Here is a 25,544-nt window from a genome sequence, read left to right on the forward strand (position 1 = left end):
CACCATTTATTCCATGTGTATCAAATTCGATTTAGATATGGACGGAAGACCCAATGCCATCAGCGAAGTTGCCTTTACGAGGACTACATGGGGCTAATCGTATGGCTAGTAACTCCTTATTAGAATGCGTAGTATTTGCAGCTAATAAGTGCCCAAGCGATTAAAAAAGTCCTCCATTCATTACGTTATTCACGCAACAGGACAAAACCGGAAGCTAGAGAAAATTAACCTCTGCCTTTTGTTTCTGCTTCTGCAGCAATACCAGATGAACGAACCTCCTTAAATTTTCTTATCCAACGCGTGCGAAAAATCATGTGGGATCATGTAGGAATTATTCATACCAATGCAGAGCTCAATAAAGTGTGCTTTTGCGTAACTTTTGCGTAAAGAGAGCCGTGGTTTAGATTATAATAAAGAGATTATCCGCAAACCGATCTTTCCACTAAAAATACTATTTTATATCCCTCTGATTTAGAGCGAGTAACATACCCAAGTAGGCATAGGAGGATCCGGGAACGGAATCAGGAAATAAAAATAGTGAACACAATGTGTGTGTTCTCCATAACCCTTCTAAAATTGAGAAAAATAAAATATCTCGTAATAATATGCGTCAATTCTGTTACATATATTTTTCCCGACTTTAAGGTCAACTGCTAATAACGATTCGAGAGATCGAATGTGGAAATAGCTGTAAGTAAATTCAACAAAAAGTGTTTTCTGATTAAAAAAATAAAATGAATTAGAGATAAAAGTGTGATCACTACTTTTAACCAGAAATAAATAGCAGAGAGCCAAAGGCAGAGAATTCCACTTGTCCACTTGAATAAATAGTCAAGAGCAAACTAAAAAAAATAGGGAGAGAACTGTAGCCGAAATAAAAATTAATCTCCTCGATCGGGCACCAAATCGGGGCGCACTACCCAATTAAGTATCCAGTGATGATTTTCAATTCGCTCTAAACAGACAACTGTTCCCGGAGGGAAGCGAAGAATATTGTAGCTATCTTTTCCTAAAATAAGAGCACTAACTAACTGAGATATGAAAGGCATATGACCCACCAACATCGTGTCATCATGCCATTCTTGAATGAGATCGATTAAAGGCACTGTAGGATGATCGGATCCTAATAACGGACAAACTTCTATAGCCTGGCCTTCAGCCACCGCCGCGGCCAGAATTTCTGCGCTTTGTTGTGCTCGTAACTTCCCGCTATGCATAAGATGCACGACGTGTACTCCTCGATGTTTCAAGTAAGCAGCAACCTTGCTTACTTCGTCGGTTCCTTCTTGAGTAAGCGGCCGTTTACCGGCAGGATTCAGCAGCTGTTCAGCGTGGCCGTGGCGAACACAAAATAATTTCATCAAAGCTCCTCCCGATGTTAATAGGGACCCGATTCTATACTGGTAGCAGTAGAATATAAATCCCTGTAACGCTCACTGCTATTATGAAAGCTTGCTGCAGGATTGTTAGAACAATCTTTTCTACTTTTTAGAACCACCTTCTCCCCGAAACAGATATTGACAGAGTCATAGAAGAGTCCGTAAAATGCCCATTCCTGGCAGCGCTGTAGCTCAGCTGAGAGAGTGTTTACATGGCATACAAGAGGTCACGCGGTTCGATTCCGCTTAGGTTCAATTTAATTCCCTCTTCGGGCTTTTGTAGAACAAGTTCTGCTCCCGACTTGGAGACTTAGGACAAAAAGACTTAGGACAAAACAAAAAAAGAAGCAAAAGAAGCAAAAAAGGAAAATACAATAGCTAAAAAAGCTCGCAGAAAAAAACGCTTTAGTGAAGAGGGACAAAAATCCCATATCGCTTTTAGCGAACCGGTCCCCATCGTCTAGAGGCCTAGGACATCGCCCTTTCACGGCGGTAACAGGGGTTCGAATCCCCTTGGGGACGCCACTTAGCATAAGCTCACGCTTTTGTTCCAGACTAGATAAGTAGTCGAGCTATAAGAAAAATGTCTGGCTTCTAGTAATATCGATCCTTCGAAAATTTGTTTATTGATTACTATGACCAACACAGCTAATCGGCGTTTACCTTGTTTAGTTACAAAACGCTGTTAAAACTCTTCCCGCTTCTTCTCCCTCATATCAATGTCATCAATATGCAAGACCAGGGCTGTTCCGTCCTTTTAAAAGGAATTGAAGTAGTCCAATATTATCTGTAAACCTTTCCTCTAATAAATATATCTTGCTGGTAGCAGCGGAAAGCCATACGGGTTTTGTTCCCGCTTTTAAGAAAAAGCATTACAGTAGTCTTCGAGAAATACAGCCCGACGAAATCTAAGCCAAGCAAATAAGGGATACATTAACAATCATAGAAGTTTTTTTTGGTGATGGCGCGGTGGCTTTTCTCGTCGGAATAAATACCGAATATTCAGCTTTTGATGCACTAACCATATCTCACAGACATGAAAGAAGAGGATTTAAGTGTTATTCATATGGACGGAGGGCGGAATTTTAATCCCCTCTTACCGCAGATATCCTCACTATGTAAATGACTCGCGCCATTCCTAAATGTAGTATATTCTATACGCAAAAAGCCAATGAACTTTTATTAAAAAACCAAATGCCTTGTTTAGGTTTAACTCAGTGAAAGACGCCGATTTTTACCTCACATCCATACTGGAAGTAAAAAAATACTCGATGGGGTTTTCAAAAAATTGGAAATAGATCCACTTTTGTTAATTCACCTCTTCTCAGAAGCTCAAACTAGGTTTCTTTTCATAACATTAGCATAATAAGGCAGACAGATCTAGCCATAATTCTTCTCTTTTTAGAGAACTCAAAAAATCTAATTTTCTATTGCGCACCCCTTCTTGAAAAACGTCTTCACCCTTGGTAGACTCTTCTCCATTTGGGTAAGGTTTTCTCTAATCGTCAGAACATTTTCATCAAATTCCTCTTTCAATTGGTGAACATGCACGGTAGAAAACAAATTAGAGACTAACCTATCAATTCCTTATTATATCAGGCCTTCCCCCATAATCATATTCTTGCTTAAACACTTCCCTAAATATATATGGCAACTGTCTACTATCAAGCAAAGATTCTATTGCTAATTTAAAACTTTTTAAAATATTATCAAGGGCTTTTTTATTTTTATCCTTTCTGCTCTCTTCTTTTAAACGAATTAATTCTAGCCATTTGGCGTGTAATTTATTTAAATTGAAATTGTTGTTAATAAAATTTCGAAATCTCGTAATCCCTTGCTTTTTAACTTTTTTTAAAAAGAAAGTAAGCTCTCCAGAATGCGATTCTTTTGGCTGGCATCAAAAGACAAACTATCAATCATCATAAATTGATTTTGAGGATAGAGAGAGGTCCCCGTCGACTGACTTGATGCCCTATCTGAATGCATGAAGTAGAGATCTCTGAATAACCCGAGAAAAGTAACACGCCACCAATTGGTTTCTTAACGGGTGCCACCGGTGGCTGTGCTGGCTGATTGCTCCAATTGAAGTCGATGGAAAATTCGCGTTGGGAACTTCGCGAGCCGCCTCTTTACCAACATTAGCTGGCGTTGATTGCGGTTTTGATGTTGGCTGAGAAGGTTTCTCATTCAAAGGCGAGAAGCTGGAAGAAGGAGCCTCTGGTTTTGGCTGCCCTAGTTTTTGGAGTTTGAATCTAAGTTATAGAGAGCTTCCCAAGTCGAATCCGTTGAGGAGTTACGGTCCTCATTAGAAAGGACTTCAGCCGTCATTGATTGTATCTCAGGTTTTTTTGTTTGAGCTGGAAGTGGCTCAGTTTTTTCTGGGAGAGCTGAAGAGCGGCTTGCAGATGCTTATTTAGCTTTAAATTTTTCATTAATTTTTTTATGGAATTTACTCTTCAGCTATAATATTTTTTACTAGGCTAGAGATTACCTCTGTAGTCTTTCCTGAAGACCACCCCACCCCAATTGGGATTCTTTTGTAGATTCTTTTTCTGGTCAAGGATTTTTTCACAAAAATAAGCCAATAGATTGAAAGATTTATTAAGTAAGTCACTTTTCTTAGAATAAAATAATATTAAGGTTAACAAGCCAAGAAAGACAACCAAGTTTCCTCTAAAAAACTGGGCGTCCCCCCATCCGGAATTTGTTTATTGAACGACCCCAGGCCAAATATCGCTTTTTTAACGGATTTCCCTCCTTACACTTGGATTTTTAGTAAAATCAGAACTACTTATCGTTTTATAGCTTTCAATGATATCTAAAAGATCCTTTATTTGAGGCACACATTTGGCACTATCATCAGAAATAGAGTGATTAATATGATTAAATAAATATACAGCATAAAATTTTTATATAAGCATCTCCTTTAACTTCTTTAGAAAAAAACAATTTCCCTTAAATTTTCATACTTGGATAAATCGAAAATTAATGTCGGTTTTTTTAAAGATTTTAACACAAATGGCTGATACGTTCTCTACAACGTCTTTAAATTCGCTTTCGGTTATAAGCCGTTCTTTTTTCTTTTTGCTATTTTATAATTTGGAACTACAACGTCTAAATCTGCAAAGGGCGTATCAGCCTCAGATACATCTCCAGAAACCTCTACATAATTTAAATAATGAATAAAATTCTTCATCAATAAAAAATCATAGCAATATTTGATAATAAATTAATTTTCTTAATGTTAAAAATAGTAAATATTTTATTAATTAAATATTCGAATTGTTTTTTCAAAATTTAATTATTACAACAATTTTTTTCACAAAATTTTGAGTGGAAATAATTACAAAAATTATTTATACAAATAAATTGGGATCGAGAAATCGACTACGAAAAGATCTTTAGTTAAAGCACCCACAGAAATAAAATCAATGCCTATTTTAGCAATTTTACAAATATCTTACAAATTTACATTTCCAGAAACTTCAAGTTTGGTTTGACGATTATTTATAGTAACAGCTTTTTTTATACTGTCAATATCAAAATTATCGAGCATAATAACATCCAATTTTGCTTCCAGCGCTTCTCGCAATTCATCCATATTCTCAACTTCTACTTCTATAGATTTTTTCGGGTGATAATTTTGTCCTTTTTTGAATGGCCTTAACAATTGGAGCCGCAGCTCATAATATGATTTTCCTTAATGAGATAAGCGTCATATAAACTCATACGATGATTTTTTTACCTCCACCCATCATCGAACAGCATATTTTTGGGCATAACGCAGTCCGGATATTGTCTTACTGGTATCCAGTAATTGGGCTTTAGTATTTTGTAATTTTTCTACATAACGATGGACGAGAGTCGCTGTACCCGATAACGATTGCAACCAATTAAGCGCTGTCCGTTCGCCCGTCAAAATTGAGCAAGCTTTTCCTGTCAATCCTGCAAGCAACTGGCCACTCGCAATAAAATCTCCTTCATTTAAATTCCAATTTATTTTTACTTCAGAATCTATTTTCTGATAAACCATCTCAAACCAGGGGATACCACAAACGATACCATTTTCCTGCAAAATAATAGTGGCCCTGGCAAGTTTATGGGATAAAATTAATTGAGTAGTGATATCTACTGTCCCGATGTCTTCTTCAAGGCTCATTCGGACAGCTTTTTCAATAGCCTCTTGATTCATTGGCGAGGGTGCTTAGAAGCCTTTAGTTTCTTTTTTTGCTGACGACGTCTGTGCAAAGACCACAAGGTTTCAATAGGTCCAGAAATCACATAGAGAAAAGAAAGAATGAGCAGAATATCGGGTGGATCGAAGGCAATTAATGCAAGGATCAATACTATTCCCAAGATCACCACAAAAGGAACACGATTGCGTAAATTGACGTCTTTAAAACTACGATAACGAATCGTACTCACCTTTAGAAGTCCCAATAAGATAACCACAATGCTCATGGGCAATGCAATGCATTCCCCTGCCACATCATAAGTACTACATACCCATACGATACTCGCTACCAATGCCGCCGCAGGTGGTGTGGGAAGACCCTGAAAATAACTTTTGTCGATTTTTTTTGCCTGAACGTTAAATCGTGCCAAACGCAAAGCAGTACAAGCCGCATAAATGAATGCAGCCAACCATCCCGGCTTGCCCATAATGGCCAGAGACCAGCTATAAACTACCAAGGCTGGAGAAATGCCAAAACCAATCATGTCAGACAAACTATCAAGCTGGGCTCCAAATTCACTCTGGGCATCCAATAGCCGAGCAATTCGGCCATCCAAACCATCCATAATAAGAGCAACAAAAATGGCTATAGCGGCCGCTTCATAACGACCTTCCATGGCAGCTACAATGGCACAAAATCCTGTAAACATAGCACCTACAGTGAACAGGTTTGGCAATAGATAGATGCCACGAACTCGGAGTTGCTTGGTTTCGGTCACAGTTGCCCCTGGCAGATTTTGTCAAAGTGCTATAATATGTGCCACCTAAATATATCACACATTATAGTGCGTCATTCAATAGACCATACAATGAAAAATAAGAAACCGAGAATAATCATTGAAGGAGTGACAGAATCAGGTGAACCATTTCGACCCAGCGATTGGGCCGAACGCATGAGTGGCACGCTTTCTACCTTCCATAAACACCGCATTCAATACTCCCCCCTGCTACAGCCTTCTCTTAAAGATGGCCACAAATGTGTCATCGTCGACCCTCATCTCAAACAATCTAATCCTGAGCTTTATCAGTCTATAATAAAATTTGCCAAAGCTAATAACTTACGCATTTGTGAGGAAGATTCCGATTGAATAGCCAGAGGAGAGGGTATCATGCAAGGTCGCTTAACGAAAAACCGCCAAGAAACTGTTTTTACAGAGGGACAGAAGCATTTTGACGCCTTGTTATCGGATATTGCAAAAGCAAAACATTCGATTGATTTAGAGACCTATCTATTTCACAACGATACACTCGGGAAACGGATTGCACTCGAGCTAGCAGAAGCTGCAAAGCGTGGAGTTAAAGTTCGGGTAATGGTCGATGGTGCCGGTAGCCCTTTATGGAGCGCAAACTTTGCTCGTTTCCTAGAAGAAGCAGGGGTAAAAACCAAAGTTTTTCATCCGTTTCCTTGGCAATTGTGGGATTGGAGTCGTTCTATAGTTAAATTACCCTCTCTCATAAAATGGATTTATTTAATTCTAAAAATTAATTTTCGCAATCATCGGAAAGTCTGCATTATCGATAAAGAAATTGCCTATATTGGTAGTCTTAATATCAGCAAATATCATCTGTCCCCAGAAGAAGGGGGCGATGGTTGGCGCGATACTTCGGTGCGCCTTACTGGAACTGACTTAAAAGAATTAATCAAGGCATTTAATGTAGCCTGGTATCATCGCACAATTAAAGAACGTTTGCGGGAAATTTTTCGTCAAATTCGAAAAGATCCCCTCATTCGTCTCAATTACACTCACCACCGCCGACGCATTCTTTATAAAAATTTACTCCGTAAAATGGCTAATTGCACGCGCCGCATTTGGATTACCAATGCATATTTTGTTCCTGATAATTTTCTATTAAAAAGATTGAAAGACTCTGCTCGCTCTGGGATCGACGTACGTATTTTATTACCTCGGAAATCCGATATCGCTATGATGCCATGGGCCTCTTCTACTTTTTATTACAGTTTGCTTAAGGCGGGAGTAAGAATTTTTGAGTACCTGCCTTCGATGTTGCACGCGAAATCATTAATTATCGATGACTGGATGGTTATCGGTTCAAGCAATCTCAACCACCGTAGTCTAATTCACGATTTAGAAGCGGATATTCATATCAATTCCAATGAAGCGAAAAGAACATTAGAACAACAATTTTTAGAAGACCTCAAAAATTCTCGTGAGGTTTCATTAGACAGTTGGCAAACGTTGCGTCCTCGAAGTCAACGGTTGATGGGGCGGTTAGTCCTCTACATTAAATACTGGATATAAGCAGGACTAAATACCTTAAATACCTTAAATACCTTAAATACCTTAAATACCTTAAATACCTTAAATACCCTAAATACCCTAAATACCCTAAATACCCTAAATACCCTAAATACCCTAAATACCCTAATAAAAATAAAATACCAAATCCTCTCCAAATTCCACCCCAGCGCGAAATGGCTAAAGTAAAAAACCATGGTCTAAAGGTAAAAACCATCATAAATTATAATAGGATAATTACGCCTAAAAACCGCCGATGAAACTGGAGCAGGCACGATAAGAAGCTGGCATCACCATAACAGCTAGCGAATTAAATAGGTTAGAACCAACGATATGGCCAATGGCAATGTCATGTTCTTTTTTTCAGTGCCCTCATCAACGTAGCTGCAAATTCCAGCAGAGAAGTACAAATTGTCACGACAGTTAAGCCAATGACAAGCTCACTAATTCCTAAATAATTGGGCCGCATTCACAGCACCATCTACTAAAAGTTCAGAACTAACAAATAATAACGCTACCCCCCCAAGCCACAAAAAAACACTTTTTACGATAGTCATGGTGGCCTTCTCAAGTTTTGCCTGAGGCGATATTTCTTTAAGTGGAATGCTTGATTTTTTTAGCATCGTGAGCGACATCCAATACAGATGAACGGATTAGCAGAAAAATTAAAAGAACTGCTTCTACGAGACAGATAATCACTCCACAATAGAATCCCGAGCATAAGGGACATAATTAATAATTAAAATAGGAAGTTCCGATTTAATCAAACGACTGTGCACTTGTATCCGAATTATTAGAGCAACTACACCAAGAACCAATCCAATATATCCAAGCAATCCCGCGCCAACGACAAGCTCAGCAATAATCTTTAAAATTATCATGCTTTAACAAATGTCAATTGATCATCCTTTCTCTCGACTTTAATTGTCGAGCCTGGCACAAATTTCCCCTCTAAAATTGCTTGAGAAAGGGGGTTTTCCAAATAGTGTTGTAAAACTCGTTTTAAAGGTCGAGCACCATAGACGGGGTCGTAACCCAGTTTCGCTAAATAATCAAGAGCCTCACTATTTATCGTTAATTGATAATCTTTTTCTCTCAAACGCGCTTTAATCCGCTCGATTTGAATCGCTTCAATATTGCGAATTTGGTTTTCTTTTAAAGAATGGAAAACAACCGCTTCATCGATCCGATTAATAAATTCTGGGCGGAAATGCTGAGCAACTACCTCCATTACAACTTCCTTCATCTTTACATAACTTTCACCAGCAAATTCCTGAATCAATTGAGAACCGAGATTTGAAGTCATTACCACAACGGTATTACGAAAATCAACTGTCCTTCCCTGTCCATCGGTTAATCGTCCATCGTCGAGAACTTGTAATAAAATATTAAACACATCATTATGCGCTTTCTCCAACTCATCTAACAAAATAACGGAATACGGTCGACGCCGGACAGCCTCAGTAAGGTATCCTCCTTCTTCATAACCAACGTAGCCCGGAGGAGCGCCAATCAAACGAGCGACGGAATGTTTTTCCATAAATTCGGACATATCAATGCGCACCATAGCCTCTTTAGTATCAAAGAGAAAAGCGGCTAGTGCCTTACATAATTCAGTTTTACCCACACCCGTGGGACCTAAAAATAGGAAGGAACCGATAGGTCGATTAGGATCAGATAATCCAGCACGCGAACGACGGATAGCATTCGAAACTGCACTCACCGCTTCATCCTGGCCAATTACTCGTTGATGAAGCACTTCTTCCATATGCAACAATTTTTTGCGCTCTCCTTGAAGGATTTTTGAAACAGGAATATAGGTCCATTTAGACACAACTTCGGCTACTTCTTCTTCTGTTACCCGACTTCGTAATAATTTATGCTCCCGAAATTGATCTTCTTTTTTAGAAGCAGCTGCTAATTTTTTTTCTAATTCAGGAATAATTCCATACTGCAATTCAGACATTCGCGTCAAATCAACTGCACGACCGGCTGCCTCTAAATCAATACGCACCTGCTCCAATTCTTCTTTGATTTGTTGCGTTCCGTGTAAAGCAGCTTTTTCACTTTTCCATATTTCTTCTAAATCAGAATATTCTTTTTCAACGTTTTTAATTTCTTTTTCCAAGTCACCCAACCGCTTCCTGGATGCTTCGTCTGTCTCTTTTTTTAATGCTTCACGCTCAATTTTCAATTGAATAAGTCGGCGTTCCAACCGATCAAGTTTGACAGGCTTTGAATCCATCTCCATACGAATTTGGCTTGCTGCTTCATCTATTAAGTCAATGGCTTTATCAGGCAAATTTCGATCAGTAATGTAACGTTGTGATAAGGTTGCTGCCGCAATTATGGCGAGATCTGTTATCTCCACACCGTGATGCACTTCATAGCGTTCTTTTAAGCCACGCAAAATAGCGATAGTATCCTCTGTGGAAGGTTCATCCACCAGTACTTTTTGGAAACGACGTTCCAAAGCAGCATCTTTCTCAATATATTTTCGATACTCATCCAATGTGGTAGCACCTACGCAACGAAGCTCGCCCCGCGCTAAAGCTGGCTTTAACATATTACCAGCATCCATAGCTCCTTCTGCCTTACCCGCGCCAACCATAGTATGTAATTCATCAATAAATAGAATAATTCGCCCTCCCTGTTTAGCTAAATCTTTTAATACTGCTTTTAACCGTTCTTCAAATTCTCCGCGAAATTTTGCCCCTGCAATGAGCGCTCCCATATCCAACACTAAAATTCGTTTATTTTTTAAACCCTCTGGAACTTCTCCATTGACGATTCGCTGCGCCAAACCTTCTACAATCGCGGTTTTACCGACACCAGATTCTCCAATCAACACAGGATTATTTTTAGTGCGTCGCTGTAAAACTTGGATAGTCCTACGGATTTCTTCATCACGACCAATAACGGGATCTAATTTTCCAATTTTAGCTTTTTCTGTAAGATTAATAGTATATTTTTCCAATGCTTGTCTTTGTGCTTCAGCACCTTGTTCAGTAACGCGTTCCCCACCACGTAAGTTTTTGATATTTTTTTCAATAGTTTTTTTATCGGCACCAGCTTCTATCAAAAGATCTCGCAATCGACCTTTAGCCTCTAACGCGGCTAGAATAAACAATTCCGAGGAAATGTATTGGTCTTTGTTTTGTTGGGCCAACTTGTCCATTAAAGTTAAAATTTGCGCCAACTCCCGAGATAAATGAACCTCTCCGTTCGTACCTTGAACTTGAGGATAATTATCGATTGCCTTGTCCAACCCATCGATCAACCGCAACAAATTAACACCTGATTGTTGTAATAATGGTGCAATAGTGCCGTGTTCTTGCTCTAGCAAGACTTTCATTACATGGGCCGGCTCGATAAATTGTTGGTCTCGACCCACGGCTAAAGATTGGGCATCCGCTAATGCTGTTTGAAACAATCTCGTAAATTTATCCATTCGCATGAAAGTCTTCTCCAAAGTTCGATTTTAATAACACTTATTCAGAGTCTGGGAGAGTAACCATTAGTTCTCTAAAATTATTAAACCTACCCACCCCCGGTCACGAGACGGCACTAAGAATAACTATTATTTCTTAAATCTGGGCGATATGCGATAATTTCAACTATTACTGATGAATTTTAATCACTAATCCATGAGGAGTAGGTTCAGTAACACCGAGATCTCCCTGGCTTGCTCGCGGAGTGGCTTCGATGGTTCCACTCTCCGAAGGTTACATCCTTGAGATTGTGGCTGGAACCGGCACTATCACTAAGACCATGCTGCGACGTGGGATTTCCCACCATCGACTCATTATGGTTGAAAGTTCCAAAATTTTAGTAGAAAAGTCTAAAAGCAAATTTCCTTTAATTAAAATCCTCCAAGGCAATGCTAAAAATTTATCAGCATTGCTGGGAGATTTGTCGAAAAATATTGACACAATAGTTTTGAGTTTACCTTTATTAATTCTTTCAGAGGAAAGGAAACAAAAAATAAAATAATTCATGAAGAAAAATTATTGAAGCCGAAAAGTTATTACATTCAATATACTTATGGCTTTTTTTCCAGTGTCTTTGAATCGAAGGTTCAATTTAAAAAAATTAAAACTAAAAAAATATTTGGCTTAATTTCCCACCAGCACGAATCAATATCTTTAAATTTAAAATAGAATAGAATTAGCTATCTTTCAGGAATAGGAATACCGCCCTAAATATATTTACGTAATTTCAGTTGAAAGCGGACTGAGAGATTATCGTTCAATATCCACTCCACTAATGTTTGGTTATCTAATTGGCCATCGCTGGGCGAAAATAACACTTCAGAATACGAGCTTGGCCCATTCATAATCATGACGATCGCATATAACAAATTTAATCTGATCATCAGAGGAAAGGTAATTAAAATTTTCAAATTTATTTCGGGAAGTTTCAGAAGTTTCATTAGAGCCAGGAGTTTTAACGTCAAGATTTTTTATTACCCGAGGATCTACTGCAGAAATATCTAACGCCCTGCTCGTTTCCAGAGAAACTTTATAACCCAAATCACATAATGCTTTCAATAACGCGAAACAACCTGGCTGAACCAAGGGTTCCCCCCCCGTAGTAACCGTGTCATGTTCACATAGGACACTGAATAAGCGCCTGCAGCCTCAAGCACCCTCTTCTTCAAGGGAAAAATTTCCCTCCTGAAAAGGCATAGGACATATCACAATAGGAACAACGGAGCGCCCCGGGATTAGACCGAATAAAAACGCTGGGTAATCTTACACTCTTTATTTCTCTCTGTAAGGAATAAAAAATTTCGGCAATCCGAAGCTTGTTCACAATAAAGGGTTCGTTGATGGTGAATTAGCCGCTTCCAACTGCTGCAAACGAATACTGGCTAATTGCGCCACCATTGAGCTGGAGTGCTGTTTTTTTATTTCCATTAATTCTTGTTTAGCTTGAGCAACTTGACCATTTTCCGCATGAATAATGGCTAACTTTAGTTGAGCATCGAGTACTTTTTCTGATTTAGGGAATTTATTTTTAATTATTTGAAACTCTAACGCTGCTTTTTTTCTGTCTTTCTGTTCTAAATAGATTTCCCCGAGCCAATAATGGGCATTAGCGACATAATTTCCATTAGGATAATCATTCAAATAATTTTGAAAAGAAGCTTCAGCTTTATCATATTGATTTTTAGTTAAAAAATTAAGCGCCGTTTGATAAGCAGTGGAGTCTTGTAATTGAATATTCCCATTATTAGAAAGCGAATTTCCGGTAGTTTTTTGTGAAGAAGAATTATCATTTGAGCTATCACTATTTAAATTTTTAAGTTGCGTTATTCTTTGGTTAAGATCGTTATAAAAACTACGCAGTTGGTTATTTACCAATTGTAAATCGCGCTGCTGCTCTTGCAATTGACCTCGCACTTGAGCAATTTGCTGTTGTAGATCTATAATTTGCTGCGGCAGATTTATATTAATAAGGTTATTCATTTGCTGTTCTAGACGAGCTATGCGCTGACTATCGGTCAACGGCTGCCTAGGTAAAGAAACCGCAGGATCAGGAGGAGTGATTTCAGTAGCTGACCCATTGGAGCTTTCGGCAGTACCTGTTGTAGGTATTTCCACTGGAGTCTCTTGGCCACTAGCTTGCTTGGTAATATCAACGACAGGTGCATCACCCAGCGCGACGACCTCTATTAACAAGAGGGTAATTAAGCCCGTTAGGGCATACAAAATTTTTATTTTCATCCTCAATAAGCCTCATAAATCAAATTAACTCGTCGATTCAATCGCCATGCGTATTCATTGTTACTCGGAACCGCTGGATGCTCCTTTCCGTAGCTCACCATATCCAGCTGTGATGGCGCTACCCCTTCTTGTTCGAAAATGCGAGCAATGGCCTGATCACGGCGCCAACCTAATCCGATGTTGTATTCTCGACTGCCTCGGTTATCAGTATTACCTTCAAGGCGGACTTTTGCTTTCGGATGGATAGCTAAATAATTAGCCTGGATATGAATTGCTTGAAGATCGACAACCCGCACTGCCGTACTATCAAAATCGAAATAATACGTTTGATTAGCAGGCGTAACCAAGGGATTGATAATTCGACCTTGCGAATCTTGCATCACTTGACCATGGTAACTGGATTCTCCTACCAACGCATAGGTTTTAGCGCCGTCTCTAACCCCAGTTGCTGCACTTCCACCATCCATAGAAGCAGTGTGGCTTTTACAAGCCGTCAAACCGAGTATCACCATACTCAAAATAGCCCATTGGAATCTAGCCCATTGGAATCTTTTGGGCATATTTACTCCTCTAACTGTCGTTGATCCCACCATTCTTTCTGTCTCCCACTCCGAATTATGTATTAACCTAAAAATGGAGACCACGCGGGTTCTTGGACAATTCCCTCTCTCGAGGGGAATCGCAATTTCACTTGTCCATTGATAGAAACCTGCGCAAGTACTCCTTGTCCTCCATATTCCGTCGCATAAATGATCATCTTACCATTCGGAGCCAAACTCGGCGATTCATCTGCCCCACTTTGGGTTAAAATTTGCAATCGCCCTGTTGTTAAATCTTCATACGCAATCCCAAACAAGCCGTTCTCTCGATGCATCATCACAATCGATTTCCCATCCGGAAAAAAAGACGCTCGCGCATTGTAATCACCTCGGTAAGTCAACCGAGTAATTGCATTATCGCTGAAAGAGTATTTATAAATTTGCGGTGTCCCATCACGATTAGAAGTAAAGAGAAGAATTTTTCCATCAGGCGACCAAGCGGGTTCGGTGTCAATAGCCCAATCATTAATGATTTCACGCAATTGTTTTGTGGCCAAATTTAGAACATAGATATTAGGATTGCCTGTTTTGGTAAGTACTAACGCTAAACAGGTTCCGTTTGGTGAAAAAGCAGGTGCTCCGTTGATCCCTGGGGCGTCGCTAATTCGTTTCCGCTGTCCAGTAGATAAATTTTGCACATAAATAGCCGCATGTTGCCCTTCAAAAGAAACATAAGCAATTTTTTTTCCATCCGGAGACCACGTGGGAGACATAATAGGCATATGAGAAACCAAAAGAGGTTGAGGATTAAAACCATCTGCATCTGCCACCTCTAAAGTATATACAGGAGGTTTATCTGGAGAACGCTGCACAAGGACATAAGCAATTCGTGTGGGGAAAACCCCTCGGACTCCGGTCAGCTTTTGATAAATGAGATCACTGATATGATGAGCGAGGCTTCGTAAATTTTGCACCCTTACATTAAACGAATCGCTTAATAAGACATTGTCCAAATCAAAAACATTCACTAAGGTAAAGGTCACTTGATAATGATTAATTCCGGATGGTCGAATAGCACCAATAACCACTGCATTGACTTTTTGTTTTCGCCAATAACTGTAATTTACCTCTTGTACAGATTCTGGAGTCTGGCCTAAATTATCGGGTCCCATTACTCGAAATTGCCCACTTTTCTGTAAATCGTTTTTGATTACTTGAAGAATTGTTTGATCTCCGGGAACGGAAACGGATGTTCCTGCGAAAGGTGCAATAGCAATGGGGATCGCAGAAGTCATCCCCTGGATTAATTCTAAATCTAATGCGCCATAGGCGGGAATAAAAAATAATGAAGCGAGGATATAAAGGGCTAGTCGATATTGTTTTCGCATGGCTTTTACTTCGTGGAGTAACTAACTACCGCCAGATTATAGTACTGCTACTATCATTCATGCAATGGTCATGAATTCGCTTGGGCCTGAAGAGGTCGAACCGTTAAGCGCAATTCCCGAAATTGAGAAAAGAGAGCAGTATCTTGGGAAACGGGTAAAGGAGAAGCTTTAAAGACCGCCATTCGAGCCGACTGGTCGAGGACAGGGTCGCCGCTGCTCTTAAGTGTCGTTACCAATAAAACAACTCCACCCGGTGCTAAGTGAATAAGCAAAATACATGAAAGATTCTTATCGGCGTTTTCAGGCACAATCCATTGTCGTTGAATAGCTTGTATAATTTGCGCTTTGTATTGATCTAAAACTCCCTGATTCTGCGCCGTTTGACGCGCTTTAGCTACTTGAGCCTGTTCTCGCTGTATTTCTTGTTGCAATAATTGCTGTTGTAATTGTTGTTGTTTGGATGCCAGTTGATGTTGTTTAATTTTCTCCTGCTTTTTCAAAGCTAATCCCTTTTTCTGTGCTAATGCTTCTTCTTCCTGTTGCTTCAAACGCAGTTGTTTTGCATGCAAAGCCGCAAGTCGCTTTTGTTCAGCGATTTGTTGTTTTTTTAAGGCCTGAACTCTTTCTTGTAATGCTCGAGCACGTGCTTGCTCAGCTTCGCGCTTTTGTTTTTCTTCTTTTTTCATAGCATTAATTTCATTATCGATAGCTACCTGGTTTACCGTTTCTGCTTTAATAATAGTCATAGGGCGCGATGGATTATTCAGTCGATACGTATTCGAGGAAGATAAGTTAATCGTAAGCGCAATCAATAAAATTATATGACAGAAAATAGAAACGCCAACGGGTAAGCGATAAGGCGGTGGTATTTTTAGCACTCAATCTCCTAGAATAAATCACATTAGTATTAGAAATATTTTTGTAATTCTTCCAATACTTGTTGTAACGTATTCTTATCCAAATACGCCCCATACTTCGGGCGATCGTTAAGATAATTAATTATATAATTATAAATCGTTAATTATATAATTATAAATCGCCACCAGAGTAAATACACCTTACCTGATCCTTTGTAAGGACAGCATAATCCACATAACTCACTGAAATTAAAAAGAGATGAGATTCTGCGGTAAACAAAGAATGGCCGATAGTATAATCAGGGAGGAGGTTTTTGAAACCAAGTATTTCTGTTTAGTTAGGGTAGGCATAATATCATAATGGGAGCATAATGGGAGATAAGAGGAGATAAGATATTAATAAATCTGTGGTTTTTTCCAAACCAATAAATTAATATTAAGGAACATGTAATTGATAGGGCGAAGGATAGGGTGTATAAGCGCTAGCATGAACCCAGTACCCCTTCCCCCATATGCTCTCACCATTAAGTTATTCATCGTGATCCGCTGTAATAATGACAATCGTATTTTTTAATAAATCATGGCTTTTAAAATCATCCAGTACTTTCTTAACTTCACTATCTACAAAATAAACGGCATTGTGGTAACGATTGACATAGGGAATTGGATCGGAATTGGGAGTAAGCGAAAAACGATCGCACTGTTTAACAGCGAGTTGGAAAGGTTTGTAATCTGGTGTAGTTAGGGTCACAATAATTATGCACGGCATCATAAAGAATGAATCCCCAAAGAATGAATCCCCAAAAAGGTCGATCCGGTTGTCGCTTTTTTAAAAATTGGTCAAATTCGCGAGTAATAGCACGATCACAAGCTACCGTACTATTTTCAAGCGTTTGCATTAACATGTGTTTTATTTCTGCAAAAATAGTTTTTTTTCAAATGCTGGAAAATTTAGAGCGGCACTGGTGAAAATCTCCATTTGATAATTGTTTTTTAAAAAATGATGGATTAATAAAGGTTCTCGATGCTGACTTAAAAAAAGCTCGCCAATAATTATTGGGTATCCCATAAAATAGGGATACTAATCCAGGTTAGGTACAATTGCCCCACTCCAGTGATTTTTAAATTGCAACCTTCCTTGAGGAAACTCATAAATGTTAGGCGTGTATATTTTACTCATGCCATCATAACGCCAGGTATCAATGCCTATAATGAGTACGTTTAATAATTTTTTAGGGACGCTAAATTGAAGTCGATGGAGAGGATATTTAAGTGGGTGATTTGATTTCTCGTACCAAAAATAAACTTCGGCTTTTGGCGTTAAAATTCGTCGGATGCCAGGATCACCTGGCATTAATAAATCCGTAGACCTCGTCATAATAAGTAAAAATTCACGCTGCTTTCAAAACAATATGATTATCGATATGGCTAAACCAATGTCGGTAGATCATCGCTGTTATAACAAACATGCAACTGTAAGAAGCCAGGAAGAAGGTGAAGCCAGGAAGAAGGTTATTAAACTACCAGCAAAAACATACCCTCGATATCCTTTATTTTCTTTAACTACTCTACACACTAATAAAGCAACGAAATACTCCACTACGAGTAAAACAATAACTAAATCAACTAATAAAATTTGCTCCAATAGTGATAATAAAATTACTTCTGATAAAGCACCGGCTTAAAAAATACACCATCCCACACTGGGGGTGCATTTGATACAAGCCAAAAGTCACACTATCAATAATCAAAGCAACAACGAGTAATGAAGTAAAAATGATACCTAATGTAAATCCAAGCCATCGACGGGGGAACAGAGTGATTATTCCAATTACAATCAAGCAACTAAAAAAAGAACAAAACTCCTAGTTGAGTGATGAACGAAGCAATTAAAAATATCCATCCTAATGCTATGTGACCTACCGTAATACCATTCATTGAGTGAAAATTTGGCAGCATTCGAAAATAATTAAGACCAATTAATAGGCCCAAGAACGTATTAACCAAAAAAACCATCCTGCCCAATGACGGTATAAAGTGCGTCGGGATTTGGCGGGTGATTGAGACATGAGGGATTCCTTATAGTCGTAGTCGTCTAGTCGTAGTCGTCGCTAGAAGCGTCTATTATTGAATGAATAGTCCGTGAGATGCAAGATTGATGAGTTAACCCATCTAGGACAGGGTGTAATTTTCTGTCTCTGCTTGGACTAATACCTCTCACAATCCTACTATAACCCATAAAAAAGGCTATCTAATGAAGGAGTCAATTTAATGGTAGGATTTTTCTGTAGTCAGCATTGGTTTTCGTTAAAGAAGAACTCCACAATTTCCCAATGACATACCAGTCGCGTTGTAGAGAATCGTGTCCCGTTCTCTTTCGCTTCTTTGCATATTTATCCTGCTATTTCAGCTGCTTATAGGTAGGTAATTACATGGAGCGACTTTCTTTTAAGAATATTTATCGGAAAAATCTATTTAAAAATATTAAATACATTTGCCAACATTTTAGTATCCAAATTAGTCCCAGGAATAGGTTTACCATTACCATTAGGATAAAGAATGGGATAGTTTCGATAGTTTCCTTCAGGCTCGTTTCGGGCTTACAATCGCATAGTCAATATAGCTATTGATAATTAGAGGAGAGCACTCTCTTTTTTGAGCAAAGATTTTCCAACACTGTAGTCCGACACGGGATTTTGACAATTCAGTGCTCCTTGCATTAGGGTGGGAATCACATCGTAATAACTGGTTCGATAATTAAATATTTTAGCCTTTTTAGAAGGCCAATAGATGATCAAAGGTGTATGCACTTGTCACGGTGTATAATCGCTCGCATGCCCCAATAGTTCTGATGATTTTCATTAAATTCTTCGCCATGATCCGCAGTAATAATCACAATAGTATTTTTTAATAACTGATGGCCTTTCAGCGCCTGTAATACCTGTCCTACTAAAGCATCATCAAAATGCGCCGCATTTCGATAACGATTTAAATAAGGGTAACGGGTCAGTAGAATTGTTTAACAATAAACGATTGCAAACTTTGATAGCAGGTTGGAAGGGTTTTAAGCAATTTGCCGATGACTCGCAATAATTGTGTGTTTCATCATAAAAAAACAAAACTAAAAAAAGGCTTCTCGGAGTTTAAGTTTATATGGTTGATAAAATCTTTAAATTCTTGCGTGATGCGTCGATCACGGTCAAAAGATTCAGCACCGGGTGCGGGTGTATTGATCTGTAAATTTTTTATTTCATGAAACACCGTTTCATCAAAAGCGGGATAATGCAAAGAAACACTGCGGAAAATACTCGTCTGATAATGATCTTGTAATAATTGATGAATAAAGGCAGGAGAACAATGTTGTTTCAACATCGCCGTCCAATAGTTAGCTGAAAGGCTTTAAAATAAAGAGAAAATCCTAGGACGCGTGCAATTTCCGCCACTTAAATTATCTCGAAATACCCAAGATTTTTGGGGAAATCGATAAATGTGATGATAAACAAGCGCATCTGCCAAAAAAAAGGACTAATACCGGCAAGGAGCACAAAAATGCAAAGAAGGCCGATTGACCGAAAAGTCCTGTTAGCATAAAAATCTAACCCAGAATCACTCTCGTGTGGGTCATCAAAGGAATGGAATCAAAATTGGGTAATTAGAAAAGGTAATTAAGACCAATAAAGAAGTAAATGAATGCATTAGCAGTGAAAAACCACCCTGCCCAACGACAGAGTAATCGTCTGCTCGGATTTTGTTTTAACATTGGGCAAGGATATCTAATAAACCTTAAGAAAATATTAAAAGAAGGCGATATTCTTTGAAGGCGATATTCTTTCTTTCAAATTTGTGCTAGATTTACAGGTGAATCTCTTTAAACAGAAAGAGATCAAATGGACAACAACTCGGAGAAACCATAAAAATAAAAAAACTCTTAACAATCATAGGAAACGATTAATCACCACGTAAACCGACTAGGACTTTTCGGATTTCGCATTTTGGATTTAGCGAGTTTAGTTGCATTCAGTTTTTTCTTTAAGTAAAACCACTAGGTGCTCAATGGGTAAATCTTCTATTTCCTGATTTTGACGAAATTTATACTCCAAAGTATTTTTATCCAAACCACGCTCACTAATCAGTAATCGATGTGGAATGCCTATTAAATCCATGTCAGCAAACATGACACCTGGTCGTTCTTTGCGATCATCCCAGAGTACCTCAAAACCTGCTTCGATCAACTCATGGTAGATTCGTTCACAAGCTGTCTGCACTCGATAAGACTTATGCCTATTCAGACCAATTAAAGCTATTGAAAAAGGAGCCATTGCTTCAGGCCAAATAATTCCAGCTTCATCATGATTCTGCTCGATTGCTGCCGCCACCGTTCGCGAAATACCGATTCCATAACAGCCCATTTGCATATAGCGGCTTTTCCCCGTTTCATCGATAACTGTGGCCTTCATCTTACGACTATATTTTTGGCCAAGTTGAAACACTTGACCCACCTCAATTCCCCGAGCAAAACGTAAGTGACCTTTACCATCAGGACTTCGATCCCCTGCAACCACATTTCGAAGGTCAGCCACTTCTCCTAAAGGAACATCACGATCCCAATTAACGTTTATAAAATGAAAATCATCTTCGCTGGCTCCGCAACAAAAATCAGCCAAATGCGCAGCGTCTCGATCCACGATATAGGGAAGCGGCAAATTCACAGGCCCCAAAGATCCAGGCCCAGCACCAATAGTTTCCCTAATTTCTTTTTCATTGGCAAAAACTAAGGGAGAAGCAACACCGGCTATGTTCTGTGCTTTTACTGTATTTAATTCGTGGTCACCTCGTAAAATAAGCGCCACAAAAGGAGATTCTTCTCCTTTCACGATAAAGGTTTTGACGCCTTTTTCCGGGAAAATATTGCATGTCTCCGCTAATTGTTTAATCATACGAACGTTGAGGGTTGCTATTTTTGTCATGTCAGCCGTAGGTTCTGGTCGTTCACCTTGCGGCGCCTGAGCGCTCGCTTTTTCAATGTTGGCCGCGTAATCACTTTCATCACTATAAACCACAACATCTTCACCCACATCGGCCAGCACTTGAAATTCGTGGGAATAGTCACCACCAATAGCGCCAGTATCCGCTAATACTGCACGAAAATTTAATCCTAAACGAGTAAATATACGCGCATAAGTGTCATACATTTTATTGTAAGCCGCTTGCATCCCCTTTTCATCGAGATCAAAAGAATAAGCATCTTTCATTAAAAATTCACGGGAACGCATCACGCCAAATCGGGGACGAATTTCATCGCGAAATTTAGTTTGGATCTGGTAAAAATTAACAGGTAATTGTTTATAACTACGCAATTCCTGGCGAGCGACATCCGTAATTACTTCTTCGTGGGTAGGACCAAAACAAAATGCATTCTCATGCCGATCAATAATCCTTAACAATTCAGCTTCGTAAGCTTCCCAGCGATTCGATTCTTGCCATAAGTTCGCCGGTTGCACTATAGGCATTAATAATTCTAGCGCACCACTCCGATTCATTTCTTCCCGAACAATGTTTTCCACTTTTTTTAAAACACGCAACCCTAAGGGCAACCAGGTATATAAACCGCTCGCCAATTTACGTAACATGCCCGCACGAATCATCAATCGATGGCTGCTAAGTTCAGCATCTGAAGGGATTTCTTTAACAGTAGCTAAAAAAAATTGACTAACTTTCATAAGTGAAAAAGTGTAGCACAACCAATGATTCCCATCTAATGTTAGACTTAGGACGATATCATGATTAATTTACCAATAACTCTTTAGTGGTTTTGAAGGCCAAGAGGATGACCATCAGTACCAGCCGGCGCGACCATGGTTTCAGATTCATCTGTCTGTTGTTCGTTCCAGAGCAAAACTCGTATTGGATTCTTTCTTCCATCTACTAAATACTTGATTCCTCTTACATCATTTAAACTAAATTAGTTAATGCATAACTGCCCAGCCCTACGGAGGCAATAGAACAAATGATATAAATAGCCTTGTATTCTCTGCTAAATAAATCAAATTATCTTTTACTAATTCAAATTGCCTCACTAACAGAATCAATGAAGGAACACTAGGCAATAGGATATTGGCCACTGATCGCCAAACGATAGTCATGCTTTGTCGGACGTTAGAATTTGATTTTACCACTTTGAAACTTTCCGATTGCGGCAATTAACCCATTTCCTCTATCCCTTCTGGGACTAAAGGTGTTTGATCCGAAGGGCAGGGACAACTAACAAAGATTATAATAGTGCGAGCCACCAGATAGATCTGGTAACCGCAAAGACAACCAACTCATGCAGCAGGCGCACTAAGTTCTTCCAAAATATGATGGTCAGTGGTGAAAATATAGTTATCTACAAAAAACCTAACCAATTTTTCTTTCACACTAAGGTAACAAGCCGCTCCCGAGCCTCCAATTAAAACTAAGGAGGAAATCATTTCGGGAAACTATTTCTTCCAATTTTTCAAATCAAAATCAAAGAAAGTTTGAGGTACAATGGCTTTAATAGGGCCTCTCATAAAAATCTCCTTATAATCGGTGAAGCCCCCGCGACATTATCACACCCGTCTTCAACGTCAATGATGAAGAAAAATTAATTTTATTTTAATTAATTTAACGTATAATTAATTTAACGCATAATTAAATCAGGCAAATCGAGTGACTTACCCATCGCAATTTTCATAAAATAGTTTTTAAGGAAGTTAAGTCGATTAGTCATTGTCAATCCCATATTGCGCGCTTGAACGATAAAAGGCGATTGAGTGCCAAAGCATTCTTTAAAGAATCGCATGGCTGCTAGCATCATAACGTTATCTCCTTTGCGCCAACGTTCATAGCGACGCAAAACCCGAAAACTACCCACGTCACATTTTTCGTGGTGAGCGTCAATAATGCATTGTGCTAAACAAGCGGCATCCATAAAACCTAAATTAACTCCCTGTCCTGCTAGAGGATGAATCGTATGCGCTGCATCACCGATTAATACCCTGCGAGAATCTAAATATTTTTTTGCATGACGCATTATTAAGGGGATAGATTTGGGTTGCGTTAGCCGCTGAATCTCACCTAATCGTAACCCAAAAGCATTATTTATTTTGGCATTAAATGATTTTTCATCCGCGGCTATTAATTGTGTTGCTTCTTCTGGAGAAATCGACCAAACAATAGCACAATGATGGGGAGCGGCTAAAGGTAATAAAGCTAACACGGCGTCTGGTAAAAACGCTTGCCAACCAGTTTGTTCATGAGGATTTTCGGTTTTAACGACGGCGATGACGGCGCTTTGTTCGTAAGAACGTTCTTGTATATTAATATTCATTTGCTCGCGAAGCCATGAGGCTGAACCGTCGGCTCCCACGAGCAGTGAAGTCCGAATTGTTTTTTGATTATCTAACTCAAGAGCAATAAATTCCTCAAAAGATGAGAGGTTCCAAGGTTGAGCTGGGCAAATAAATTCGACTAAGGGATCCTCTTGTAATTTTTGCCAGAGAACTCGAACAATCTCCCGGTTTTCGATAATGGCGCCCAAAGCGGATGCACTAACGTCGGCGCTATCAAAAATAATTTCTCCTCCACCAGCGCTATCCCACACATCCAATTTAACCAGAGGAGAATAAGTTGACTTGCGAATATCCTGCCAACAATTAATTTTGTTTAATAATCGTCTGGAAACTGCGTTAATTGCACTTACCCGAGAATTTAAACTGTCTTTACTCAAACACAACAAAGGTTTTTTTGCTTCAATAAGGGTAACTTTTATTTCTGCATTTGCTAATAATGCTGCTAATAACAGCCCTACCATCCCGCCACCAATAATGGTGACGGGTATCAATTCAGACGGCGTTGTCATATCCATTCGAGTTCACCTCGCACTAGTTTGGGTAAACGTCCCGCTAAACCGAGCAAGCGTTTGGCCAATTGATTTTTAATCGGGGGCAACAATTCTGTCGCTAACAACCCTAAACCTCGGACTCGATTCGCTAAGGGTAATTGTAAGCCAAACCATTGTGAAATATTTCGAGTTAATCCAATTATTCGATCCTGATCCTCTTTACGCCATTTAATATATTCTTGTAAAAGATTAATTTCCCCCAAAAGTTTATGCTTCTGATAAGCAGAGACTACCAATTCGCTGAGCGCTGCCACATCTCGTAATCCTAAATTAAAACCCTGAGCAGCAATGGGATAAAGGGTATGGGCAGCATTTCCTAATAAAACAAAGCCTGGACGAATTTGTTCTTTAGCAATTAGTAGCTGTAAAGGGAATTGCTTCCCTCGTTTAAGCGATTTAATTTCTCCTAAACGATTTTTAAAAATTTTTTGAACCTTACTTTGAAATTCTTCATCAGACCACTCGCTAACTTTGTCAGCCAATTGTTTCGACAAAGACCAAACTAAATAACACTGACTCTGGTTAAAGAGCGGTAAAATAGCCAGCGTTCCTTGCGGCGTAAATCGCTCATAGGCAGTTTGATTATGTGGTTTTGCTAATTCCATTGAGGCAATCAGCGCAACTTCATTTTCATTTTTTTCTTCTGTAGGAATATTTAATAATCGCCGCGCTGTAGATTGGGTTCCGTCCGCAGCAACGAGCAAATTTGTTTGCAGATCTTTTTCTCCCTCAACGGCCAGACAATTAACCGAAGCCACCCCACCACAATGAATAGCAAGAATTTTAGTAATGGGGATAATTTCCACATTCTTTTGAGAGGCTGCTCGTTGATAAAGTACGTGCTGTAATTTATAAAAAGGAACTACATAACCTAAAGCGGGAACCCCTAATTCACTGGATCGAAAACGTAAGGTGCCTAATGCACCTTGATCAGAAACCTGGACGGTAGAAATGGGACAAGATTCAACAGCCAGGTCTTCCCATACACCTAATGTTTGTAATATTTGATAACTAGCATATGAAAGTGTAATAGGCCTCATATCTTTCTGAAGAGCTAAAGTTGCCTCGGGCAAATAATGCTCTAAGATTTTGATTTTCAGCCCCTGATTTTGCATAGAAACTGCCAAACTTGTCCCGACAAGACCCGCACCAATAATAATGAGGCCTGATTTGTTTTTAGAAACTGGCATAGCAAGCATCCTATCATGCCAGAGCCAATTTGAGATACTTTTAACT

25 protein-coding genes, 1 tRNA gene and 1 pseudogene are annotated in these 25,544 nt (G+C 39.1%); 5 read left to right on the plus strand and 22 right to left on the minus strand.

The genetic code is table 11. The annotated features are described in order from the left end of the window. Nucleotides 1-881: 881 nt before the first annotated feature. Nucleotides 882-1,361 (minus strand): phosphohistidine phosphatase SixA, encoded by a 480-nt coding sequence (gene sixA / locus CleRt_RS07430; RefSeq protein WP_048875647.1) that lies wholly within the window; start codon nt 1,359-1,361, stop codon nt 882-884. A 467-nt stretch (nt 1,362-1,828) separates the two neighbouring features. Here sixA and CleRt_RS07435 point away from each other — a divergent pair. Further along, nucleotides 1,829-1,904, plus strand: a tRNA-Glu gene (locus CleRt_RS07435). A gap of 2,935 nt (nt 1,905-4,839) precedes the next feature. Here the strand turns inward: CleRt_RS07435 and CleRt_RS13590 are convergent. From CleRt_RS13590 to pssA, 4 genes are read right to left on the minus strand one after another with little or no spacing between them, the layout of a single operon-like run. Beyond that, the gene (locus tag CleRt_RS13590) at nt 4,840-5,049 is read right to left on the minus strand and encodes a beta/alpha barrel domain-containing protein (protein WP_306686694.1); all 210 of its coding nucleotides are present in this window, start codon (nt 5,047-5,049) and stop codon (nt 4,840-4,842) included. Then, complete coding sequence (locus CleRt_RS14345) at nt 5,043-5,108, minus strand: hypothetical protein (protein ID WP_244897232.1); 66 nt, start codon at nt 5,106-5,108, stop codon at nt 5,043-5,045. Before CleRt_RS14345 ends, CleRt_RS13590 begins: the two co-directional genes overlap by 7 nt. Before the next feature lie 25 nt (nt 5,109-5,133). Then, complete coding sequence (locus CleRt_RS13595; protein WP_306686695.1) at nt 5,134-5,571, minus strand: beta/alpha barrel domain-containing protein; 438 nt, start codon at nt 5,569-5,571, stop codon at nt 5,134-5,136. Next, nucleotides 5,568-6,332, minus strand: coding sequence for a CDP-diacylglycerol--serine O-phosphatidyltransferase (pssA, locus tag CleRt_RS07450; protein ID WP_048875649.1), 765 nt, complete (start codon nt 6,330-6,332; stop codon nt 5,568-5,570). The genes CleRt_RS13595 and pssA overlap by 4 nt, the downstream gene beginning before the upstream one ends. Before the next feature lie 90 nt (nt 6,333-6,422). Here pssA and CleRt_RS07455 point away from each other — a divergent pair, with 90 nt between their 5' ends. Then, nucleotides 6,423-6,701, plus strand: a complete 279-nt coding sequence (locus CleRt_RS07455) for a DUF3579 domain-containing protein (protein ID WP_048875650.1) — start codon at nt 6,423-6,425, stop codon at nt 6,699-6,701. Nucleotides 6,702-6,722: 21 nt separating this feature from the next. Next, on the plus strand, nt 6,723-7,874 hold the full coding sequence (locus CleRt_RS07460; protein WP_371440229.1) for a phospholipase D-like domain-containing protein: 1,152 nt from the start codon (nt 6,723-6,725) through the stop codon (nt 7,872-7,874). Nucleotides 7,875-8,220: 346 nt separating this feature from the next. Here the strand turns inward: CleRt_RS07460 and CleRt_RS14350 are convergent, their stop codons facing one another. The 4 genes from CleRt_RS14350 to clpB all read right to left on the minus strand — a co-directional run bounded on the left by CleRt_RS14350 (nt 8,221) and on the right by clpB (nt 11,328). Further along, complete coding sequence (locus CleRt_RS14350; protein ID WP_371440230.1) at nt 8,221-8,340, minus strand: calcium:cation antiporter family protein; 120 nt, start codon at nt 8,338-8,340, stop codon at nt 8,221-8,223. Then, nucleotides 8,315-8,494: a hypothetical protein gene (locus CleRt_RS12585; RefSeq protein WP_053097938.1), complete on the minus strand. Its 180-nt coding sequence runs from the start codon at nt 8,492-8,494 to the stop codon at nt 8,315-8,317. The genes CleRt_RS14350 and CleRt_RS12585 overlap by 26 nt, the downstream gene beginning before the upstream one ends. 72 nt (nt 8,495-8,566) lie before the next feature. Continuing rightward, nucleotides 8,567-8,752, minus strand: coding sequence for a hypothetical protein (locus CleRt_RS12590; RefSeq protein ID WP_053097940.1), 186 nt, complete (start codon nt 8,750-8,752; stop codon nt 8,567-8,569). Beyond that, a complete protein-coding gene (clpB, locus tag CleRt_RS07470) occupies nt 8,749-11,328 on the minus strand; it encodes an ATP-dependent chaperone ClpB (protein ID WP_048875652.1) in 2,580 nt (859 codons plus the stop codon). The genes CleRt_RS12590 and clpB overlap by 4 nt, the downstream gene beginning before the upstream one ends. A gap of 248 nt (nt 11,329-11,576) precedes the next feature. Between clpB and CleRt_RS07475 the strand changes: the two genes are divergently transcribed. Further along, entirely contained in the window at nt 11,577-11,864 is a 288-nt protein-coding gene (locus CleRt_RS07475; RefSeq protein WP_048875653.1) for a class I SAM-dependent methyltransferase, read from the plus strand. 317 nt (nt 11,865-12,181) lie between these two features. On the opposite strand, the gene CleRt_RS14530 is transcribed toward CleRt_RS07475, so the two are convergent. From CleRt_RS14530 to CleRt_RS12605, 7 genes are all read right to left on the minus strand, one after another. Then, nucleotides 12,182-12,448, minus strand: a complete 267-nt coding sequence (locus CleRt_RS14530; protein ID WP_235379012.1) for a hypothetical protein — start codon at nt 12,446-12,448, stop codon at nt 12,182-12,184. A gap of 234 nt (nt 12,449-12,682) precedes the next feature. Next, nucleotides 12,683-13,600 carry a tol-pal system protein YbgF gene (gene ybgF, locus CleRt_RS07485; protein ID WP_048875654.1) on the minus strand — a complete coding sequence of 306 codons (918 nt, stop codon included), beginning with the start codon at nt 13,598-13,600 and terminating at the stop codon, nt 12,683-12,685. A gap of 2 nt (nt 13,601-13,602) precedes the next feature. Beyond that, nucleotides 13,603-14,160 carry an OmpA family protein gene (locus CleRt_RS07490; RefSeq protein ID WP_157870906.1) on the minus strand — a complete coding sequence of 186 codons (558 nt, stop codon included), beginning with the start codon at nt 14,158-14,160 and terminating at the stop codon, nt 13,603-13,605. A 62-nt stretch (nt 14,161-14,222) separates the two neighbouring features. Beyond that, complete coding sequence (tolB, locus tag CleRt_RS07495; protein ID WP_082160473.1) at nt 14,223-15,527, minus strand: Tol-Pal system beta propeller repeat protein TolB; 1,305 nt, start codon at nt 15,525-15,527, stop codon at nt 14,223-14,225. 68 nt (nt 15,528-15,595) lie between these two features. After that, entirely contained in the window at nt 15,596-16,405 is an 810-nt protein-coding gene (gene tolA, locus CleRt_RS07500; RefSeq protein WP_048875656.1) for a cell envelope integrity protein TolA, read from the minus strand. A gap of 508 nt (nt 16,406-16,913) precedes the next feature. Then, nucleotides 16,914-17,156, minus strand: a complete 243-nt coding sequence (locus CleRt_RS12600; RefSeq protein WP_235379013.1) for a sulfatase-like hydrolase/transferase — start codon at nt 17,154-17,156, stop codon at nt 16,914-16,916. Between the two features lie 309 nt (nt 17,157-17,465). Then, nucleotides 17,466-17,762 (minus strand): hypothetical protein, encoded by a 297-nt coding sequence (locus CleRt_RS12605; protein WP_235379014.1) that lies wholly within the window; start codon nt 17,760-17,762, stop codon nt 17,466-17,468. 46 nt (nt 17,763-17,808) lie between these two features. Between CleRt_RS12605 and CleRt_RS12610 the strand changes: the two genes are divergently transcribed. Then, nucleotides 17,809-18,069: a hypothetical protein gene (locus CleRt_RS12610; protein ID WP_235379252.1), complete on the plus strand. Its 261-nt coding sequence runs from the start codon at nt 17,809-17,811 to the stop codon at nt 18,067-18,069. Here the strand turns inward: CleRt_RS12610 and CleRt_RS12615 are convergent. The 6 genes and pseudogenes from CleRt_RS12615 to ubiH all read right to left on the minus strand — a co-directional run. Beyond that, nucleotides 18,007-18,234 (minus strand): annotated as a pseudogene (locus CleRt_RS12615) (hypothetical protein); the annotation flags it as partial. The gene CleRt_RS12610 and the pseudogene CleRt_RS12615 overlap by 63 nt on opposite strands. Nucleotides 18,235-19,178: 944 nt before the next feature. Next, nucleotides 19,179-19,400 (minus strand): sulfatase-like hydrolase/transferase, encoded by a 222-nt coding sequence (locus CleRt_RS12620; protein ID WP_306686870.1) that lies wholly within the window; start codon nt 19,398-19,400, stop codon nt 19,179-19,181. A gap of 89 nt (nt 19,401-19,489) precedes the next feature. Beyond that, nucleotides 19,490-19,756 carry a hypothetical protein gene (locus CleRt_RS12625; RefSeq protein WP_048875657.1) on the minus strand — a complete coding sequence of 89 codons (267 nt, stop codon included), beginning with the start codon at nt 19,754-19,756 and terminating at the stop codon, nt 19,490-19,492. Nucleotides 19,757-20,391: 635 nt separating this feature from the next. Beyond that, a complete protein-coding gene (locus tag CleRt_RS07515; protein ID WP_048875658.1) occupies nt 20,392-22,104 on the minus strand; it encodes a proline--tRNA ligase in 1,713 nt (570 codons plus the stop codon). 941 nt (nt 22,105-23,045) lie between these two features. Then, nucleotides 23,046-24,266 (minus strand): UbiH/UbiF/VisC/COQ6 family ubiquinone biosynthesis hydroxylase, encoded by a 1,221-nt coding sequence (locus CleRt_RS07520; protein WP_048875830.1) that lies wholly within the window; start codon nt 24,264-24,266, stop codon nt 23,046-23,048. Next, nucleotides 24,263-25,498 (minus strand): 2-octaprenyl-6-methoxyphenyl hydroxylase, encoded by a 1,236-nt coding sequence (gene ubiH, locus CleRt_RS07525; protein ID WP_048875831.1) that lies wholly within the window; start codon nt 25,496-25,498, stop codon nt 24,263-24,265. The genes CleRt_RS07520 and ubiH overlap by 4 nt, the downstream gene beginning before the upstream one ends. Nucleotides 25,499-25,544 lie beyond the last annotated feature (46 nt).

The organism is Candidatus Coxiella mudrowiae (assembly GCA_001077715.1).
In the GTDB taxonomy this organism is placed as follows: Bacteria; Pseudomonadota; Gammaproteobacteria; order Coxiellales; family Coxiellaceae; genus Coxiella; species Coxiella mudrowiae.